Origin of the sequence: uncultured Acetobacteroides sp., from assembly GCF_963667355.2 — a bacterium.
Taxonomy (GTDB): Bacteria; Bacteroidota; Bacteroidia; order Bacteroidales; family ZOR0009; genus Acetobacteroides.
Genome location: NZ_OY763328.2, coordinates 2,189,717 through 2,209,129 on the forward strand (window position 1 = coordinate 2,189,717; position 19,413 = coordinate 2,209,129).

Below are 19,413 nucleotides of genomic sequence, written 5' to 3' on the forward strand. Positions count from 1 at the left end.
GGTTACTTTTTCCAGGTTAGCTTCTTTCCAAACCCAAGCGAACTATCGGTATACTTTACGTAGGTAAGGTCGATAACCCAGAGTGTAGTGTTCATTCCTCGCGAAAATGGGAATAGGTTGGAGTATACTTTTCTTGCCTTTTCGGCCAGCTCCTGCAATGGCTCCGAAATCACACCCTGAAACTGTACGCCCTTTGCCATTGGCAAGTTGCAGGCATCTATAATGCTTCCGGCTACAAATATGTTGTGGGAGATGTTTCTTATATGCTTCGTATTCATATCCGAAGTAACCACTAGGCAGTTATCCTCAGGAAGAAAGGCATAAAACAGGTTAGCGCAGTAGGGCTCATCACCGAAGCTGGTGGCCATGGTTAAAACCGAGTGGGTTTTTATAAAACTTGATATCCGTTGGTCTAGTGCGCTCATTGTTTCTTCGTACGAGTAGCAAACTTATCAGTTTCCAGTCAATATGCCAAAAAATTAGGGTTGTAAAGGGGGATTTATTTTTTTGCTGTTTGAAATTGGGCCATAAATTGCGCATCACCCCACGGGAAAATACGCGTTTCGAATAGGAACTATATTTTTGGTATAGCCCCAATCAGCTTCTTGGTATACTCCTGCTGCGGATGGTTGTAGAGCTCGTCGGCATCGTTAAGCTCCACCATCTTGCCTTGCTGCATCACCATTACTCGATCGCTGATGTAGCGAACCACGCTGAGATCGTGCGATATGAAGATGTAGGTGAGCCCCAGCTCCTTCTTCAGGTCGTTGAGCAGGTTGAGCACCTGCGCCTGTACCGATACGTCGAGAGCAGATACTGACTCGTCGCAGATGACCAGCTTGGGCTGTAGGGCAAGCGTACGGGCTATGACGATACGCTGGCGCTGCCCTCCCGAGAACTCGTGCGGATAGCGCGAGGCTACTTCGAGCGGTAGCTCCACTTTATTTAGCAGATAGTTCATTCGTTCCAAGCGCTCCTTTTCGTTACGGCCAACGCCATGCACGCGCATGGGCTCCATGATGGCTTCGCCCACGGTTATCTTAGGATTGAGCGACGAGAAGGGGTCCTGAAAGATCATCTGGATATCGCGGCGCATGCGGCGTAGTTCATCGCCTTTGAGCTTGTCGATGCGCTTACCCTCGAACTCGATGCTGCCGCTTAGGCTCTTTACTAGTCCAACGAGGGTACGGCCCAATGAGGTCTTGCCGCAGCCCGATTCGCCTACCAGGCCAAACGTTTCGCCGGGGTAAACTTCGAAGCCAACCTGCTTTACCGCTTTAAATAGGTTGCGGGTCTTGCTGAATATCGATCCGCCGAACGAGTAGCCGGCATCGAGGCTGGTGACCTTTAGCAGCGGTGCTTGGGCGTATATCTTCTTATGCTTATCGCTTCTGTCGCTATCGCTTTGGTAGGTTAGGGTGGGGTTACTTTGCTCGGTAAACTCCTTTACGGTAAGCAGCCGCTCGGGACGTGCATTTATTGGAGGTAGGCAGCTGATGAGCGCCTTGGTGTAGGGGTGCTGCGGGCGGTGGAAGATGTCGTCGGACTGACCCTGCTCCACCAAGTCGCCGTGGCGCATCACCACAATGCGCTCGCATACCTCGGCAACGATGCGCAGGTCGTGGCTGATGAAGATGAGCCCCATGCCGTAGCGGTTGCGCAGCTGCTTGAGCAGCTCGAGGATCTCCTTCTGCACTGTAACGTCGAGGGCGGTGGTGGGCTCGTCGGCGATGAGCAGCTGCGGGTGGCACGATATGGCCATGGCAATCATCACCCGTTGGCGCTGACCACCGCTGAGCTCGTGGGGGTACGACCGGTAAGCCTTTTCGGGATCGGGGAGAAGCACCTCGGCAAAGAGCTGCAGCGTGCGCTCCTTGGCCTGTGCTCGGCTGTAGCTGAGGTTCTCGCGCATCATCTCGTCCACCTGCTCGCCGCAGCGGATGGTGGGGTTGAGCGCCGTCATCGGCTCCTGAAAGATCATGGCAATCTCGCGGCCTCGAACGCCCTGCGGGTAGGCGTTGCCGCTTACGGCCAGCTCTACGGTGGTGCCATCGGCCTTGGTAAACGATATGTTGCCGCTCATCCTGGCGGTGGAGGGCAGCAGCCCCATCACCGAAAGCGAGCTGATGGACTTGCCCGAGCCCGATTCGCCCACGAGGCCAACCGTCTCGCCCTTGCCCACGCTGATGTTTACTCCTTTTACCACCGGGCCTACGCCCTGAAACTCTACCGTAAGATTGCTGATTGTAAGCATGACCGTTTTCTTAAACTCGCCGCAATATCGCGAAAAATGGCGGAGGGGCAAAGCAAATGCTGCTACTTAAGTTGATCGGGGCCTTTAACGTGGGTTAGCATAAAAAAGCAGGGAGGAATCAACCCTTGCCCAACTCTGCTTGTTCCTTGATATTGGTGGCTCATGGAGATGCATCACCGAATATACTAGAAAACTGTTGTCAAACTAAAATGGTACGATTATGAAGAAGCTACTATGGCTTTTGGCAATTGCCCTGATGTTTTATGCGGCAAATGCTCAGACCACAAAGAAGGAGCAGAAGAAGGATATGCCTAAGATGGAGCAGAAGGCGCTGAAGGAGCACAAGTGCACCGAGGCCTGCAAGAATGGCAAGCACGTGTACGCCCATGGCGAAAAGGGCCATAAGTGTTCCAAGGAGTGCGCTAAGCAGTGCGAAAAGAAAGAGATGAAGAAGGATATGAAAAAGGAGATGAAAAAGGACGTGAAGTAGCGGCCGGTTTTATCGGTTGCCAACATCATTTATAGAAGTTGCCTCGCCAGAGCGTGTGGGCAACTTTTTTTGTGGGTAAATCAGGGTGCAGGTTGGGGTTTGCGGGGATGCCTGCTGTAAATGGTAGCCGTATGGAGATGGCAGGAAGGAGAAAACTGCGTGGGCGATTAACAGTAATGCTATCTTCTGAAATATATTTCAGCGCTATTTAACGAAATGAGTGTTAGCCTGGTTGTGGACCGAATTTGGGTATCTTTTCCTATTCTTGCTGCAATGCCCTTTTGCTATACATTCCTAACAGTCGGTTGGATGGCTCAGTTTTTGCGAACTTTGCACCGTATTTTTTAATATCTATTCTATGAGAAAGTTTAAGTTTTTGATGTTTGCATTTGTGCTGGCTGGCGCTGCTTTCACCTCTTGCTCGAAGGACGATTTGTTGGATGTTCCAGAGTTGGACAAACCTGTGGTTACCATTAACAGGGATGGTGCTTCTATTACCACCATTAACGACAAGAATGCAGGCGAAATTGTACCAGTAGTTGCCCGTTTCGATATGGGTGCTCAACAAGATCGTCTTGAAAAAATCAAAATAACCACCGTTGTTCAAGGGCAGAGCTTTGTAGTTCTCGATAGCACTCTAAACTCTGGATGGTTTAACCGTGGAGACAAGTTCTTGGAGCGTAACTACAACATCGCTGTAGGGCAATCGCTATCTACTATCACCTTTGAAACTACGGACGTGAAGGGTCGCGTAGGTACTACCACCATTACTGTTGCTCCTAAGGGAACTTCTATTCCTGCAGACAATGTGGAGCGTGAAGCAACACTGCTTGCTGGTCAGCTTAACGTTACCGGAGCTAACGGGGCTAAGGGTGGTTTCTATTCTGTTGCTATTGATAAAGTATTTAAGCTTAGCGATGCTGTTACCAATGCACAGCTGGTTGACTTTGTATACTACTTCGGTGAGAATAACAAAGCAACTCTTTCTCCAATAAATGATAATTCGCTGACACTTGTTGCTGGAATTAAGGAATATATTGGACAATTCAACGTAGTTAATGCAACCAAGTTCCTCAAGGCAACTGCCGAAAACTATACCAACAATACTCTACCTGTAGAGACTGCAAACTCAACTTTTGTTGCTGCAGCACAAACTCAGCTTTTGGTAGGTGATTGCCTTGCATTCAAAACAGTGCTAGGCCAAAAAGGTCTTATAAAGGTAATTGAAATTATGGGTACTACCCAAGAAACTCGCGCTATTAGAATTCGTGTAAAAACGATTAAGTAAGTTAAGGCATAGCCTAAAAATAGTTTCAAGGGCCATCTCCGTAAGGAGGTGGCCCTTTTGCATGGTACTAATGTTTCTTAGTCTTTTCTTCTGCTACTTTTCGAAGTTCACCGTAATGGTATACTGTAGCGGCTTGTTGGCACCGACCTGAGCGTTGACTACTTCAACTGTGAAGGAGCCTTGGTTGTTTTTAAGGTTCTTGAGGTCAACAGGGATGAGCGTGGTGCTGGTGCTGAAGGCGGTAAAGTTGTTCAGGACACCATCGAGTACTGGCTTTACTCCTTCGGACGAGGTTACGGACATGCTGAAGGGAATGCTTGAGATGTTGGTAAGCTCCACGATACCGCCGTTGGGGCCAATTCGGCGGGCCTTTACCTGCAGGGAGCTGGCTACGATTTGGCGAACCAACTCGTCCTTGCCGTAGATGGCGTTGGAGGAGTAGGCAATGGTTCTCTGGTTCTCTAGCGCCTCCTTAATGGCTTGGGCGGTATGCTCCTTGGCAAACACGATGGTCATGGTGCGGAACTCGCCCTTCTCGAGCTTCATAGGGGTATGTATGTCGGTGTTGGCCATCACGGTGAGGTTCTTATCGAGGCACCACTGCAGCACCGTGGGGTCGTAGCGGTTGCCGTTTACCACCTCGATGCCTGAGATGAGCTTCTTTTGGTAAAGCTCCTCGTGTATGGCGGCCCACTCCGAGATGTTTTGCTTGTGCTGGAACCAGGGGTGGTTCCAGAATATGAATCCGCCCTGCCTCTTACCTTCGTCGAGCGTTTGGGCGATGTTGCTGCCGTCGTGCCAGTCGTTAGGGTTTACGAACTTCTGGAAGGCGTTGGCATCATCAATAAAAATGGCGTTGAAGTGGCCGGGAGCCATGCGGCGGGTAACCTCGCTGCCCTTGATGAGGATGATGCCGCGGTCGGCGGCGTACTTGCTGGCCAGCTCGTAGGAGTGGTTGTGGTCGGTGGTGGTGAACTCCTTGAGCTTTGGTCGGTACTCGATGTGGTCGGTGAGGGCGATGGCGTCGATGCCTTCCTCTATAGCCTCGTCGACACGTGTGGTGGGCCACACCATGCCGTCGGAGAAGACGGTATGCATGTGGAAATCGCAGCGGAGGAGCTCGTAGCCTTCCACCTTGGGGAGCTTAAGCTCGCGGCGTTGTACTTGGGCGCTGCACAGCATCGATAGGGCTGCTACAGCCCAGATGCTGAGGAGTAATTTCTTTCTGTTCATTATCATGGTAGTATTTTAAAGGTTCTATTTCTGCCACCAGAGCATGGTGGAGAAGCTGTCGCCACCCATACTGGACACTGCGGCCTTGTAGTTGGTGGCGTTGGTGCTTTGGATGGTCTGCGGATACTTGAGGCGGAAGGGCATTTGGTTGCCATCGGGCACTCCCTTGCCACGTGGGAGGATGGGGTAGCCCGTGCGGAGGTACTCGAACCACTGCTGGTAGTCGCAGAAGAAGAGGGCAAAGTACTTTTGGGTGAGCACCTGTTGTAGCGTGCCCCTGTACTTCACGGCAGGGTTGTTGAAGTAGGTAGGCGGAACCACACCACCCCACTGGGCGATGGCGGCGGTTACTCCCCTTCGGTAGGCATCCTCGGCGCTAACGTTGGGAGTAATATCGCGAATGGCGAGTTCGGCCCGTATCAGCTCTACCTCGGCATAGCTCATCAAAACTACCTTGCTTGGGGTTTTGGCGAGGTTCTGGTTGAGGTTAGAGGCTGCTGTGCTTGGTGCGATATCGTATCCGCTGGGCCATCCGATATACTGGTCGACAACGGGGGTACAGAATATGGGGCGGCGGGGATCGTTCCACGCATTTAAGGTATCGATGAACGAGCTGGCTACGGCCCTGTACGAGGTGAAGTCCTGCGGGCGCGTCATAGGGGCATCCTGGGGGAATACGCCGGATATGGAGAGTAGCGCAGCGTCGTCGTTGCTCTGGAAGATGGGGTAGGTGGTTGGGCTATTGAGCATCTGCTGGAGCTTTGCCTTGGAGCCCATCTCCGTATCCTTGCCCAGCACGCGCAGCAGCACTCTTAGGCGGAGCGAGTTGCAGAACTTGCGCCACTTGGCGATGCCCGCCGACTTGCCGGCGGTTAGCTGGTTGCTGGTGAGGTAGAGCAGCTCGCCATCGGCGTTGTAGGCAAGGCCCTTGGTGTCGTCGAAGAGGGTATTGGCCTTATCGAGGTCGTTGATGATGGCTGTGTACACCTCCTTTTGGGTGTCGAACTTGGGCTTAAACAGGCCGCTGGTTCCCTGAAGCGCCTCCGACATGGGGATATCGCCAAAGCAGTCGGTGAGCAGCTGGTAAACCCAGCTACGGAGGGTGATGGCAATGGCCTTATAATTGGGATCGTTCAGCGCGTCGGCCTGCCGCTCCATTTCGTTGATGTTGGAGAGCCACTTGTAGTAGCTGTTCCAGGTGCTATTGCCGGCGGCGTCGGACATGTAGTAGCGGCTAACCCCTCCCAAGCTGTTGGTGGGCACCGACACCTGCATGAGGTCGAAGGTGAAGTCGTCGGCCCGGTTCCAGTTGAATATGGCCAGGTTGTAGAGTATGGGGTTGAGCAGCGACCCGGGGTTTACCTTGGTAAGCCGGTTGGGATCGGTGTTGATATCCTCGAAGTTGGAGCATGCGATGGCTCCAACGGCCATGGTGGCGATTAGGGCGAGTATCTTAATTCTTTTCATCGTTACAAGTTGATTTCTGAATTGCAGCATAGGGCTGCTGTGCTAGAATCCTAGGGTAAGGTTAACGCCAAAGGTGCGCGTGGTGGGCAGCTGGCCCGTTTCTACGCCTGGCGTGATGACGTTGCTGTTGAGCGAGGCGGCCTCGGGGTCGAACAGCGGGAACGAAGTCTTCATGTACAGGTTGCGGCCGTAGAAGGCGAGCGATGCCCTGGTGAGCGGCGTACGGGCGAGCAGGCTGCTGGGCAGCGAAACCTCTACGCGGGCCTCGCGTACCTTAAGGAAGGAGGCATCGAACGAGTTGTTCTCCACGTTGTCGATGCGCCAGTTCTCCTTGTTGTAGGCCTCTACTGTTACTAGCTTGGTGTTGGGGCTGTAGCTGCCGTCGGCGTTGGCCACTACGCCTGGTGCCACCATGTACACGCCACCCATGGCGGGTAGCTTGGCGGCGGCTAGGCGTGGATCGTCAGCCGCGATGTAGAATTCGGTGCCCGGAAGCCTTCCGTTGAGGGTGTGCTGCAGCTTACCCTGCTCGGTCATCTTGTGGTGGGCCTGCGAGTATACGATGCCGCCGTACTGGCCGTCGATCAGGATGCTCAGCTTCACTATACCGTACGAAAACTCGTTGAAGAATCCTGCCTTCCACTTGGGGGAGGCGTTGCCCACGTACTCGAGCTCCGAGCCGAGCTGTGGTAGCCCGTTGGCGGCGATAATCACCTGCCCCTTGTCGTTGCGCTTGAGCTTATAGCCCCAGAGATCGGTGGTGGTGCCGCCCACCTTGCCGATGATGGATACCGACCCGATGCTGCTGATGAGCTGGTTATCATTCATCCCCTCCGACAGGCTGAGGATGGTGTTCTCGTTGTGCGACCAGCTGATGGAGGAGCTCCACCTGAACTTCTTGCCGGCGATGGGCACCATGTTGAGGTTGGCCTCGAAGCCCTGGTTGCGCACCCTACCACTGTTGATGGTGGCCTTGGAGAATCCGGTGGTGGGATCCATGGGGGCGTCGATAATCTGGTTCTTGGTTTCGTTGTGGTAGTACGAGAGGTCGAGCCCCAGGCGGCTACCGAACAGGCGCATGTCCATGCCTGCCTCGATGCTGGTGGATATCTCGGGCTTAAAATTCATGTTGGCCAGCGTGGTGGGGAGTGTGGCCGATCCTGGGAAGGTGCCGGTGGTAAAGTAGCTGGTAGTTTTGTAGGGATCGGTGTCGTTGCCCACCTGCGCCCACGACCCGCGCAGCTTCAGCAGGCTCACCTGGGCCGGTAGGCTGAAGAGCTTGTCGAGCAGGATGCTTGCGCCTAGCGATGGGTAGAAGAACGAGCAGTTCTTCTTGGGCAGCGTCGACGACCAGTCGTTGCGGCCGGTTGCCTCCAGGTATACCTTTCCGTCCCACGAGAGTGAGGCCGTTCCGTAGGCGCTGTTCAGCCGCTTGTTGCGCATGGTGGACACCACGTAGGGGCTCGATGCGCCGTTGGCCAGGTTGAAGACGCCTGGCGTGGTAAGCCCCGTTACCGATGCCTCCATCAGGTTATAGTGCTGGCGCATGAGGTTTCCGCCGAGGCTGGTTGCTAGGTCGAAGCTATTGCCTAGGTTGTGCTTATAGGAGAGCAGGACATCGGAGTTCACCTCGTAGTCGAACACGTTCTGCTTCTTGAAGTATCCCTTGCCAAACACCACGTCGCTGACGGGGCGGTGCTGCTCGCGCTCGTCATACGAGAGCTGTAGCCCCGAGCGTACCATCAGCTGCAGATCCTTGGTGATGTCGAGCGTGCCTGATAGGCTCTCGGTAACGCTATGCATGTTGGAGGGGTTGGTCGACTCGTAGAGCGTAAAGTAGGGGTTGCCAATGAAGGTGCTGTAGGGTTGCAGCTGCTTCACATCCTTCTGCCCGTTTACCCAGGTTGGGCGCAGCCACTTTAGGTCTACGTTGGGGTTTTGGAAGATCAGGAAGTAGGCAATGGAGTTGCTGTTGTAGCCGATGGCTGGGGTGTTGTCGCTCTTACGGTTGGTGTACGACCCCTTGGAGGTGATGCGCAGCTTATCCGACACCTTGAAGCTGAGCGAGAGCGATCCGACGATGCGCTCGAACCCGGTGTTGGGGAGAATCCACTCATTTTTGGTATGCGTTATTGAGGCGCGCACGCTGGCGTCCTTCGATCCGCCCTCCACGGCAACGCTGTTGGTGAGCGTGTAGCCGGTTTGAAATAGCCCCTTACGGTTATTCTTGTGGGCAACCCAGGGGGTAGCCTCGGTGGCACGGGTTTGGGTTACGGGGTCGAATTGGTAGTACGACACATTGGGGTCGAACCGTGGGCCATAGGCGCTGCTGGTGCCGCTGGTGCCCCCGTTGCCGTCGGGCGAGGCGCCGTAGCTGTAGTAGGGCTGCCCGGCGTAGGCGGTACCTGCCTTGCCGATGTACGAGGGGAGGCCCTGTCCAAACTCGTACTGGTAGTCGGGCCAATGCATCACGTCGTCGAGGCTTGTGTTGGAGTTGATAGTTACTCCCAGCCCCTTCTGCTTCTTCGAGCCACTCTTGGTGGTTACAAGCACCACGCCGTTGGCGGCCCTAGAGCCGTAGAGCGCCGTAGCATTGGCACCCTTGAGCACCTGCACCGACTCGATATCGTCGGGATTGATATCGGCAAAGCCGTTGCCGTAGTCTATTGGAAGATCGCTCTTGCTGCCCGCGCCGTAGGCGGGCCCGGTACCGGTAAGAGTATTGCTGATGGGGATTCCGTCTACCACAATCAGCGACTGATTACCATTGGGATTCAACGACACGTCACCGCGCAGCGATATGCGGGTAGAGCCCACGGGGCCGCCTGCGCTGCTGATGCTCAGCCCAGCCACCTTGCCCGATAGGGCGGACGACCAGTTGGTGGGCATCACCCCCGTAAGCTTTTCGTTGGATATCGACTGCGTAGCATAGGAGAGGCTCTTCTCCGACTTCTTGATGCCAAGCGCCGTAACCACCAGCTCGTCGATGGTGTGGGCATCCTCCTCCAGCACCATTTTTACGGGGCCGTCGGTGTACCTCAGCTCTGCATTCTTATAGCCTACATACCGAAATAGTAGAATATCGTTCTTGCTCATAGCCTTCTTGGTGGTTAGGGTGAAGTTGCCGTTGGCGTCGGTAATCACCCCCTCGTTGAGCCGCTTGATTAGCACAGTTGCGCCAATTAGCGGATTTCCTGCTTTGTCTGTTACCTTTCCCTTCACGATTCCCTGCGCAAAGGTATTGGCTGATATCCCCATTAGCACCATAAGTGCCGGCAGCGTGGATAGCAGCAGCTTCTTCCATTCGAAAAACATAGATTTCCTAGATTATGGTTTTATATTCCGCCACAAAGGAACCAGCCCTGCGTTAGGCAAGCATTACGGGGATTTTACCTTCTAGCTAGCCAAGATTAAGGTTTTGTTAACCTGCCTGAGGATACTCTATGCCGCATGCAGCTATTTGCACTGCCACTTACTCCTTAATAATAGCGATGGGTTCAGCTCCCAGCTTTTTCTATAAGTAGCGATTACCACTTTAGAAATTTATCCTTTATATATGGACTAGCCGTTAACGAATCGGCATGCTGTAGCATGCTGCATGCTTCCTGCTAGCGGCAATAGCGGGTTATATATACATATTAGCAGCCCTAACACAATGCTAGTTCATAGTACAGTATTATTAAAATGGATATCCTCCCGCTTGGCGGGAGGTAAGATGGGTTAAGTACACAACAAAGAGGAAGAGTAACGATTTAAGCAAACTGCATTTCTAATCCTCCCGTTTATGCAGAGGGATAATATGCCATGATTCTACCTTTCGTTTGCGAATTTTTAGTCCGTGCACGAATGCATGGAACAAAAATTCATGAATTTTGGGTTCATGCAGTGCTGCATGAACCTTGCATTCGTCAATTATCACCTCCTGCAGCTTGCATAGGCCTTACAATCGCGAATTTTAGGTTGGCAACAGGCTGCATGGACATAAAATTCGCCAATTATTGCTTCTTGCAATCTGCATGAGCCTAAAATTGGCGAATTATTGCTTCCTGCAAGTTGCTTGAGTCTAAAAATCGGCGAATTTATATCTCCTGCAAGCTGCATGAGCCTAAAGTTGGAGAATATTCATCTCCTGCAAGCCTGCAGGAGCTCCACAATCGTCGATTTATGGCCGCTGCACTTTTGCATGGGCTCTTTGTTGGCAGCTGTAGCAGCCGTGTAGGCTTGCCCAACTTCCCACGGCCCGCTTAGCTTGCGTAAGCTGCCTGCCGTCCTTTTGTAAATGGGATGATGTCCTTTTAATTTTTTTCGTTTAACATCTGAGTTTAACATGATGCGCTTGCATGTTTCTGTATTTTAGGAAAAATAATTGCAGATAATTTGATTAATTTGAATTATAAGCCTAAAAATATTTGTAAATTCGTAAATGATGCTAACAGCACAAACGACAAACATTAACTTAATAACTTTTCAAATGAAAAAGATTAACATTTTAGTGACTCCAGGTCCTAAGCTTTCTAACGTAGACTTCTACCAGTTCATAACCTCACAGGCCAACCACATCAAGTCACTTGGCGACACAATGCTTACCGATGCCGAGCTGCGCAACCTTGTTATTACGATTCTTTCGTTTGCCGAGGACTTCAACAAGGCCATTCTTCAGGTGCAGAAGAACCTTAAGAGCGACGACATTGCTACCAAAAACCAGGTTCGCGATATCAGCATTAGCGCCTTAAAGTCGTGGGTTAAGAATGCTACCTACTCCACCGACGAGGCAGAGCTCCGAGCGGCCAACGGCCTTACGACCCTGCTGGACACCTACGGCGACATAGCGCGCATGTCGTTGGATAAGGAGAGCGGCACCATCGACAAGCTGGTGGCAGAGTTCGAGGGGCCAACCTACAAGCCCATGGTCGAGAAGATCGGCCTCTCGGCTAGGCTAGCCCGTCTGAAGGCCGACAACAACGCCTTCAAGGCGCTCTACGAAGGGCGTCGCGCCGAGTCCATCACCAAGGATAGCGCAAAGGCCATCAGCCTGCGCAGGCAGGTGAACGAGCAGTACCAGATCCTATCCAGTTACGTGCTGCTCCGGGCCAAGATGACCGACGACGCTCAGTACGCCGAGGCGCTACAGATTATCAACACCATCCGCAAGGAGTACAACGAGCTGGTGGCCCGCCACAAGGCAGCCCTCAAGGCCGCCGAGGAGAAGAAGAAAGCTGAGGAGAAGCAGAAGGAGGAGGAGCAGAAGAAGACCAAGAAGAGCTAGCGCTACCCGCTACCCCATAAAAAGCAAGAGCCCGGATGTAAATCCGGGCTCTCCTTTTTTGCCAGCGGGGCTGGCGTGTTCACGTCACATATCTCAATGGTCACATTTAAGATCGTTGCTCTGGGTCGTTACTCCGCCACGGGCTTGCCGTCGGCGTCGATCAGCTTCACCTCGTAGCCAAGGCTCTTCACGTTGGCGAGCACCTTCTCCTTGTCGCCCACAATCACCCAGGTAAGCTGGTTGGGCTTGATGAGGGTCTTCGCCATCTGGTGGATATCGGCGAGCTTGGCGCTCTTCAGGTTCTTGGCGTTCTCCTGTGGGTAGGTATCCTTCAGGTTGTTGGCCACAATCTTGCTGATGGTGTTCAGCACGGCGTTGCCGGTTTCGTAGGTGCCAGGAATCTGGAGCAGCTTGTTGTTCTGGTTGGTGGTAAACTCCTCGGCGGTGGCGGGATTGCTGCCCACGTAGCCGGTAAGCTCCTTCTCGATCTCCTGAATGGTCTCCTTGGTCTTGTCAGACTGAACGGAGGTAGTTGCAATGAAGGGTTGCTGGCCCGCAGTCTCGTAAACGAACGAGCTAGCGCCGTAGCTCCAGTGCTTATCCTCGCGGATGTTCATGTTGATGCGCGAGGTGAACTCGCCACCGATGATGCTGTTGGCCAAATCTACCGCGGCCTCGTTCATCTTGTTGGCCTCAGGCGCTAGGTTGGCAGCCATAACTACCGACTGCTGGGCCTGTGGGCGGTTGATGAAGTAGATGGTTGGCTTGGTAGGTAGCGCCACGGTTGCAACCTGCTTTTTGGGGTTGGTACCCTTCTTCCACTCCTTGAAGGCGGCCTCGAGCTTAGGCTTCAGCTCGCCCATGGTGATATCGCCCACCACGATTAGGGTGGCGTTATTTGGGGTGATCCAATCCTTGTAGAACTTCACTAGGTCATCACGGGTTATGGAGCTTACGCTGCTCTCGAAGCCGGTACCCGATAGCGGATTGCTGTAGGGGTGCCCGCTGCCGTATAGGAACTGGGGAAGAACGCGGAAGGCGATGCTGTTGGGGCGTGCCTGCTCCTGCTTGATGCTAACGAGCTGGTCCTTGCGCAGGCGGTCGAACTCCTTCTGGGGGAAGGTGGGGTTCAGCAGCACGTCGGAAAATACGGCGAGCGACTTGTCGAGGTTCCCCTTCAGCGTATTCAGGTAGATGTAGGTGCGGTCGAGGCTCGATCCGGCGCCCATCGAGCTGCCCAGCATCTCCATCTCCTCGCTAATCTCCATCGACGAGCGGGTCTTGGTGCCCTCGTCCAGTACGCTGCCAAACAGGCGGGCCGTACCCGGCTTGGCAAGGATGTCGGCAGCCGCTCCGGCGTTAAACTGCAGCTCCATGTTCAGTGCTGGGATGGCGTGACGCTCGGCAAGGATGATGTTTAACCCGTTGCTGAGGGTTGCCCTTTGGAAGCTGGGGAAGGTTGGGGTTGGGGGCGTGTTCAGATCGGGTAGCTTTGTGCGATCGGCATCGGCGGTGGTAGGCTTAGGGTCGGTGAAGGGCACCACCTCTAGGGCGTACAGGCCATCGCTGAGCCACTCGTTGGCGGCCTTCTTCACGTCGGTTGGTGTAGCGTCCATCTCCTGCTGGAGCACGACCTTGTAGAAGTCGGGGTTGTTGTGGTAGGTCTGGTAGGTGGCCAGCACATCCGACTTACCGCCAAATCCGCCCACGCGCTCGAATCCCTGTACAAACGACGAGTACATCTTCGCCTTTATCTTCTCCATCTCCTGCTCGGTAGGGCCTTCCTTTAGGAACTTGGCCATCTCCTCGTTGATCACGGACTCAATCTTCGAAAGCTCAACGCCTGGTTTGGCGGTAGCCATAATCTCAAACTGTCCGGCAATCTCGTTCGTACCCGCCCAAGCGTATACGTTCGATGCGATCTGATCGGTGTAAACCAAGCGTTTGTACAGGCGAGAAGTTTTTCCTCCGGCAAGTACGCTCGAGGCGATGTCGAGCATGTTGGCATCCCAGCTGCCATCTTCGGGAATGTTCCATACCATGTAGAGGCGGGCTTGGGGAACGCGATCCTGCATCACCTCGCGCTGTGTACCCGTGCGCTTGGCAGGCCACGAGGTAAACTTGGTTACAGGAGGTCCTGCCTGTAGGCCGCCGAAGTATTTCTTCACCTTTTCAAGGGCTTCTTCGGTCTTAATGTCGCCTGCAATAACCAAGGTTGCGTTGTTGGGACCGTAGTAGGTCTTAAACCAAGTCTTAACATCGTCCAAGCTGGCGGCATTCAAGTCTTCCATCGAACCGATAACCGTCCACGAGTAGGGATGGCCCGCTGGATAGGTTGCCTTGCAGATGGCGTCCTCGGTTAAGCCGTAAGGAGAGTTCTCCCCTTGGCGCTTTTCGTTCTGCACAACGCCGCGCTGCTCGTCGAGCGTCTTCTGGTCGATGGCATTTACCATGTAGCCCATGCGGTCGCTCTCCAACCATAGAATCTGATCCAACGACGAGGTCGGAACGGTTTCGAAGTAGTTGGTGCGGTCGTTGCTGGTGGTTCCGTTTAGGTCTGTTGCACCAACTTTGTCAACTGCCTTAAAGTAGTCGGTCTTGTGGTGCTCGCTACCGTTAAACATCAGGTGCTCGAAAAGGTGAGCAAAGCCCGTTTTACCGGCCTTCTCGTTCTTCGATCCCACATGGTACCAGATGTTGGCGGCTACCACAGGAGCCTTGTGGTCTTCGTGGATGAGCACAGTAAGACCGTTGTCGAGAACAAACTTTTTGTAAGGGATATCGATATCCTTTACGTCGAATTTCTTGGACTGAGCAAATAGACTCGGGGAGGCCATAAGCAAGCATAGTCCAGCGATGATCGTCTTTCTCATACTTTTAGTATATGTTATGTTAACAAAACGAAAGGTATGAAAAATACTAAGAGATGATACCGTCCTACTATCTTTTTAGTTGAAATAAGCTAGAATAGGGTTACTTATTTGCAAAAACGCCAATATAGCATCTGCAGAAGTAGATCTGAAGGGGGATTATTTTGAAGTATCCTTGTAAAGACAAGGATACATGTGCGTGTTTTCGAATAGATTTTCACGAGAATATGGGGGCTACCCCTTTCCAAACAGGCTTCTAAACAGCTCTTCTACCTTGCACACAAACTTCACGTCTATTCCATCGGGAATGTTTAGCCCTTTCTGCCCGTACTTTGATACGTATATTCTTTTAAAACCAAGGCGCTGCGCCTCGGCGATGCGCTGGTCGAGGCGGGTAATGGGGCGGATCTCGCCCGAGAGCCCCACTTCGGCAGCAAAGCAAATGTCGGTGGATATCGGGATGTCGAGGTTCGACGAGAGCACGGCGCTGATAACGGCAAGGTCGATGCAGGGGTCGGCTAACTTTATGCCTCCGGCGATGTTCAGGAAAACATCCTTAGCGCCCAACTTAAAGCCTACCCGCTTCTCGAGAACGGCCAGCAGCATGTTCAAGCGGCGGATGTCAAAGCCCGTTGTCGAGCGTTGAGGCGTACCGTAGGCGGCCGAACTAACCAGCGCCTGCACCTCAATCATAAACGGGCGGTTGCCATCGAGCGCAGCGGTAATGGCGATGCCGCTCAGCTGGCTATCGTGCTGGGTAACCAGCATCTCCGATGGGTTGTCTACCTCGCGCAGCCCGTGGCCGGTCATCTCGAAGATGCCCATCTCGGCGGTAGAGCCAAAGCGGTTCTTGGCCGAGCGCAGTAGACGGTAGATGTGGTTCGAGTCACCCTCGAATTGCAGCACTACGTCCACAATATGCTCCAGCACCTTGGGGCCGGCAATGGTGCCATCCTTGGTAATATGACCTATAATAAATATAGGTGTAGACGATTCTTTGGCGTAGCGCAGCAGCATGGCTGCCGTTTCGCGGATCTGGCTCACGCTTCCTGGCGACGAGTCGATGCGCTCTGTGAGCAGCGTTTGAATGGAGTCAATAACCACCAAGTCGGGGTTTGTGTGCTTTGCCTGGGTGATGATGTTCTCCACCAACGTCTCGCAGTAGATCAGGCAGTCGGAGTTGTTGCCGCCAAGCCTTTCGGCGCGCAGTTTAATCTGCTGTGCGCTCTCTTCTCCCGATACATATAGCGTTTTCAGACCGTGAGTTCGTAAGGCAATCTGTAGGCTAAGGGTTGATTTTCCTATGCCGGGCTCTCCTCCAACTAGAATCAGCGAGCCGGGAACAACGCCACCGCCTAGTATGCGGTTAAGTTCTCCTGAGTTAAGGGTGATGCGGGGTGTTTTTTCAAGGTCAATCTCGTCGATGCGTAGCGGTTTGCTGGTCTCCAGCCCAAAGGAGGTTGGTGCAGCGCTCGATTTGGTGACAATCTCCTCTACAAAGGTGTTCCATTCGCCGCACGAAGGGCATTTCCCTAACCACTTAGGAGATTCAAAGCCGCAACTTTGGCAGAAGTAGGCCTTTTTTACCTTAGCCATTACCTGATGATTATGTTTAGTTTTACGATAGTCCGACTAAGATACACGAAAAAAATATGGATTCTACCGGCAATGGTAAAATCCATACTATAGTTTTATTCTTTGATTAGGGTCTATTGGGTTAGCTTTATTTTGTCAATAAGCCGTTCGGTATTACCCTCCTTAATATCAAGAGCAATAACGCTGCCCCCTTTGGCAGAAACAATGTCGTAGCCAATAATGTCTTTGGGTAGCTTATCTGCACCCTTAACCAGCACGTCGGGCTTAATAAACTTGATAAGGTTGTATGGAGAGTCCTCTTCAAGAATGATAACAGCATCAACATACGAGAGCGAGGCTACAATTAGCGCACGGGATTCCTGATTCTGAATGGGACGTCCTTCACCCTTGAGACGAGCAACTGAGGCATCTGAGTGCAGCCCAATAACCATAACATCACCTTTGCTCGCTGCTTGTGTGAGGTAGTCAACATGTCCTCGATGAAGAATATCGAAGCAGCCATCCGTGAAAACAATCTTTTTCCCGAGAAGGTTCCACACGGCAACCCGGCGGCTCAGCTCGTGCTGATCCACCACCTTTTTACTAACGTTCTTGAATCTGTTCATGACTGGTGGCTATTACTGGATTATTTCGTTTCTTAAAGAAGAGGTAAGATAGCGAAATTACTCCAATAATAATAGTCATGATAGCCTGTGATTCGTGAGAAATTGTTGCGTAGAGTAATCCATCTTCACGAGAGATGCCGTACATGGTTAGCCCCATTGCTACGATAATGTGGAAGGCTCCGAATCCACCTTGAACAGGAACCGCCATTCCTATGCTGCTAATGGCCAAGATGAATAGCGCATCAACAATTCCAAGAGTGCTGGTGGCGGGTAGCGTATAAAAAACGGCCCAAGTCATTGTGAGGTACGATGCCCATATTAGCAAGGTGAAAAGAAGGAATTCAAGTCGGCGCTCCATGGTAAAGCCTGTTTTCAGACCGTTGACAACGCCTTTTGACAGCCTTATCATTTTACGAATGACACCATACCGGATCAACTTGTATCTAAAAACGTATGCAACGAAAAGCGCAGTAGCTATAGGTAGCATTACGATAAGCATAGCAAGATAGCTACCTCCAAAACCTGCAAATTTATTGGTAATAGGAAGTAACGCTGTATCGTATATGAACTTTCCGAAGGAATCGACCTTAAAGAAGAAGACTGCCGTTAGCAGTATCAGAAGGCATAAAAGATCAAAGGTGCGCTCGACTATAACAGTACCTACTAACGATTCAAACGGAATCTTCTCTGTTTTGCGAAGAACCCCACAGCGCGATACTTCCCCAGCTCTTGGGAAGGCAAAGTTGGCAAGGTAGCCTATGGTAATAGCGTGGAAAGAGTTCATTACTGAAGGCTGGTAGCCAAGCGGTTCTATGAGCAGCCTCCAGCGTAGGGCACGTGCCAAAAAGGCGACGTTGCCCAGCAGAAGAGATATCACCAGCCACGAGTAATTGGCCCCACGTAACCCCTCCATCAGGAAGTCAAACTTAACATTCTTGAAGGCAAAGTACATTAGCACAACGCCTAGTCCAAAGAATACGGTAATGTTTATTCCCCTGAGAAGAGTTCCTTTTTTCAACGTGTGGGGTATCTTAGATGATGCGGTTCGTTTCGGTATCGGGGAATACAATCCAAGGCTTAAAGGCTTTAGCCTCTTCGAAATCCATAGTTGCGTACGAGATGATGATAAGAACATCGCCAATTTCTGCCTTACGAGCAGCTGCGCCGTTTAGACAGATGGCTCCACTCCCCTTTTCTCCTTTAATGACGTAGGTTTCAAGTCGCTCACCATTGTTTACGTTTACGATCTGAACCTTCTCGTTTTCGATAATATTGGAAGCAGTCAGAAGATCTTCATCTATGGTGATGCTGCCAACATAGTTAAGGTTTGCCTCTGTAACTTTTACGCGGTGAATTTTCGATTTTACAACCTCAATATGCATGGCTTTTTACTTTAGTCTGATGTTATCGATTAGGCGTACTGCGCCTACTTGTACGGCAATACAACCAAAAATGTTATTGGACTCTTCCCACGATGAAAGGCTTTGCAGAGAATCTGCATCGACTACGTCGAAGTACTCAACTTTCAATTCGTTATCGGCATTTATTTGAGCAATAACCTTTTCTTTGATCTCTTTGATGGAAAACGAAGTGCCAAGTTGTTTGGCATCGCTTAACGCTCTATATATATTAGGTGCGCTTTTACGTTGCTTTTCGTTGAGTAGCATGTTGCGCGAGCTCAAAGCCAATCCGTCGGTATCGCGAACTATTGGGCAGCGAACAATCTCTACCTTGAATCCTAGCTGCTTTACCATTGCATTGATGATGGCAATTTGCTGGAAATCTTTTTCTCCGAAGTACGCTTTATCAGGATTTACGATAGCGAAAAGCTTACTTACTATTTGTGCGACACCGTTAAAGTGCCCAGGACGTTTTGCCCCTTCCATTACTTTATCGATAGAGCCAAAATCAAAGACTCTTGTATCTGGTTCGGGGTATATCTCCTCTACCGATGGCATGAAAACAAGGTGAACTCCACATTCTTCGAGTAGGGCTAAATCCTTCTCGGGCATGCGTGGGTAGTTCTTTAGGTCGTTCTTATCGTTAAATTGTGTAGGGTTAACAAAGATACTACAAATGGTATAGCATCCATCGTTTAAGCATTTGTTCACTAGCGAGATGTGCCCAACATGTAACGCTCCCATGGTTGGCACAAACCCAACTGTTTGTCCATCCTTTCTCTGTTTTGCGACTTCCTCGTTGAGTTCTGCAGCTGTTCTAACAACCTTCATTGGAAAAAAATTTCGGCAAATATACCATTATCCAAACAATACATTCCAATAGCAGACGCTTCTTTTTCAGCTAAAGCAGGTTAAGCTACTTTTGCATTTATCTTTATAAGCTC

14 protein-coding genes are annotated in these 19,413 nt (G+C 51.8%); 3 read left to right on the forward strand and 11 right to left on the reverse strand.

Features of this window, described 5'->3' with window-relative positions:
* Positions 1 to 2: 2 nt before the first annotated feature.
* Together ACHZA1_RS09035 and ACHZA1_RS09040 are read right to left on the reverse strand one after the other, a co-directional pair.
* The gene (locus ACHZA1_RS09035; RefSeq protein WP_320051556.1) at positions 3 to 425 is read right to left on the reverse strand and encodes a pyridoxamine 5'-phosphate oxidase family protein; all 423 of its coding nucleotides are present in this window, start codon (positions 423 to 425) and stop codon (positions 3 to 5) included.
* A 149-nt stretch (positions 426 to 574) separates the two neighbouring features.
* Positions 575 to 2,254: an ABC transporter ATP-binding protein gene (locus ACHZA1_RS09040; RefSeq protein WP_320051557.1), complete on the reverse strand. Its 1,680-nt coding sequence runs from the start codon at positions 2,252 to 2,254 to the stop codon at positions 575 to 577.
* A gap of 220 nt (positions 2,255 to 2,474) precedes the next feature.
* On the opposite strand from ACHZA1_RS09040, the gene ACHZA1_RS09045 reads away from it, so the two are divergent.
* Together ACHZA1_RS09045 and ACHZA1_RS09050 are read left to right on the forward strand one after the other, a co-directional pair.
* The gene (locus ACHZA1_RS09045; protein ID WP_320051558.1) at positions 2,475 to 2,744 is read left to right on the forward strand and encodes a hypothetical protein; all 270 of its coding nucleotides are present in this window, start codon (positions 2,475 to 2,477) and stop codon (positions 2,742 to 2,744) included.
* 358 nt (positions 2,745 to 3,102) lie between these two features.
* Positions 3,103 to 4,032: a hypothetical protein gene (locus tag ACHZA1_RS09050; protein ID WP_320051559.1), complete on the forward strand. Its 930-nt coding sequence runs from the start codon at positions 3,103 to 3,105 to the stop codon at positions 4,030 to 4,032.
* A 93-nt stretch (positions 4,033 to 4,125) separates the two neighbouring features.
* Here the strand turns inward: ACHZA1_RS09050 and ACHZA1_RS09055 are convergent, their stop codons facing one another.
* From ACHZA1_RS09055 to ACHZA1_RS09065, 3 genes are read right to left on the reverse strand one after another with little or no spacing between them, the layout of a single operon-like run.
* Positions 4,126 to 5,265 (reverse strand): CehA/McbA family metallohydrolase, encoded by a 1,140-nt coding sequence (locus ACHZA1_RS09055; protein WP_320051560.1) that lies wholly within the window; start codon positions 5,263 to 5,265, stop codon positions 4,126 to 4,128.
* 24 nt (positions 5,266 to 5,289) lie between these two features.
* The gene (locus ACHZA1_RS09060) at positions 5,290 to 6,732 is read right to left on the reverse strand and encodes a SusD/RagB family nutrient-binding outer membrane lipoprotein (protein ID WP_320051561.1); all 1,443 of its coding nucleotides are present in this window, start codon (positions 6,730 to 6,732) and stop codon (positions 5,290 to 5,292) included.
* 42 nt (positions 6,733 to 6,774) lie between these two features.
* On the reverse strand, positions 6,775 to 9,999 hold the full coding sequence (locus ACHZA1_RS09065) for a SusC/RagA family TonB-linked outer membrane protein (RefSeq protein ID WP_320054903.1): 3,225 nt from the start codon (positions 9,997 to 9,999) through the stop codon (positions 6,775 to 6,777).
* 1,204 nt (positions 10,000 to 11,203) lie between these two features.
* On the opposite strand from ACHZA1_RS09065, the gene ACHZA1_RS09070 reads away from it, so the two are divergent.
* Positions 11,204 to 11,998, forward strand: a complete 795-nt coding sequence (locus ACHZA1_RS09070; RefSeq protein WP_320051562.1) for a DUF6261 family protein — start codon at positions 11,204 to 11,206, stop codon at positions 11,996 to 11,998.
* Between the two features lie 128 nt (positions 11,999 to 12,126).
* Here ACHZA1_RS09070 and ACHZA1_RS09075 read toward each other — a convergent pair whose 3' ends face one another.
* The 6 genes from ACHZA1_RS09075 to panC all read right to left on the reverse strand — a co-directional run bounded on the left by ACHZA1_RS09075 (position 12,127) and on the right by panC (position 19,300).
* A complete protein-coding gene (locus tag ACHZA1_RS09075; protein WP_320051563.1) occupies positions 12,127 to 14,871 on the reverse strand; it encodes a pitrilysin family protein in 2,745 nt (914 codons plus the stop codon).
* Between the two features lie 231 nt (positions 14,872 to 15,102).
* Complete coding sequence (gene radA, locus ACHZA1_RS09080; protein ID WP_320051564.1) at positions 15,103 to 16,464, reverse strand: DNA repair protein RadA; 1,362 nt, start codon at positions 16,462 to 16,464, stop codon at positions 15,103 to 15,105.
* A 113-nt stretch (positions 16,465 to 16,577) separates the two neighbouring features.
* On the reverse strand, positions 16,578 to 17,069 hold the full coding sequence (locus ACHZA1_RS09085) for an adenylyltransferase/cytidyltransferase family protein (protein ID WP_320051565.1): 492 nt from the start codon (positions 17,067 to 17,069) through the stop codon (positions 16,578 to 16,580).
* Positions 17,047 to 18,087 carry a lysylphosphatidylglycerol synthase transmembrane domain-containing protein gene (locus tag ACHZA1_RS09090; RefSeq protein ID WP_320051566.1) on the reverse strand — a complete coding sequence of 347 codons (1,041 nt, stop codon included), beginning with the start codon at positions 18,085 to 18,087 and terminating at the stop codon, positions 17,047 to 17,049. The genes ACHZA1_RS09085 and ACHZA1_RS09090 overlap by 23 nt, the downstream gene beginning before the upstream one ends.
* A gap of 13 nt (positions 18,088 to 18,100) precedes the next feature.
* Positions 18,101 to 18,451 (reverse strand): aspartate 1-decarboxylase, encoded by a 351-nt coding sequence (panD, locus tag ACHZA1_RS09095; protein ID WP_320051567.1) that lies wholly within the window; start codon positions 18,449 to 18,451, stop codon positions 18,101 to 18,103.
* Positions 18,452 to 18,457: 6 nt separating this feature from the next.
* Entirely contained in the window at positions 18,458 to 19,300 is an 843-nt protein-coding gene (panC, locus tag ACHZA1_RS09100) for a pantoate--beta-alanine ligase (RefSeq protein ID WP_320051568.1), read from the reverse strand.
* Positions 19,301 to 19,413 lie beyond the last annotated feature (113 nt).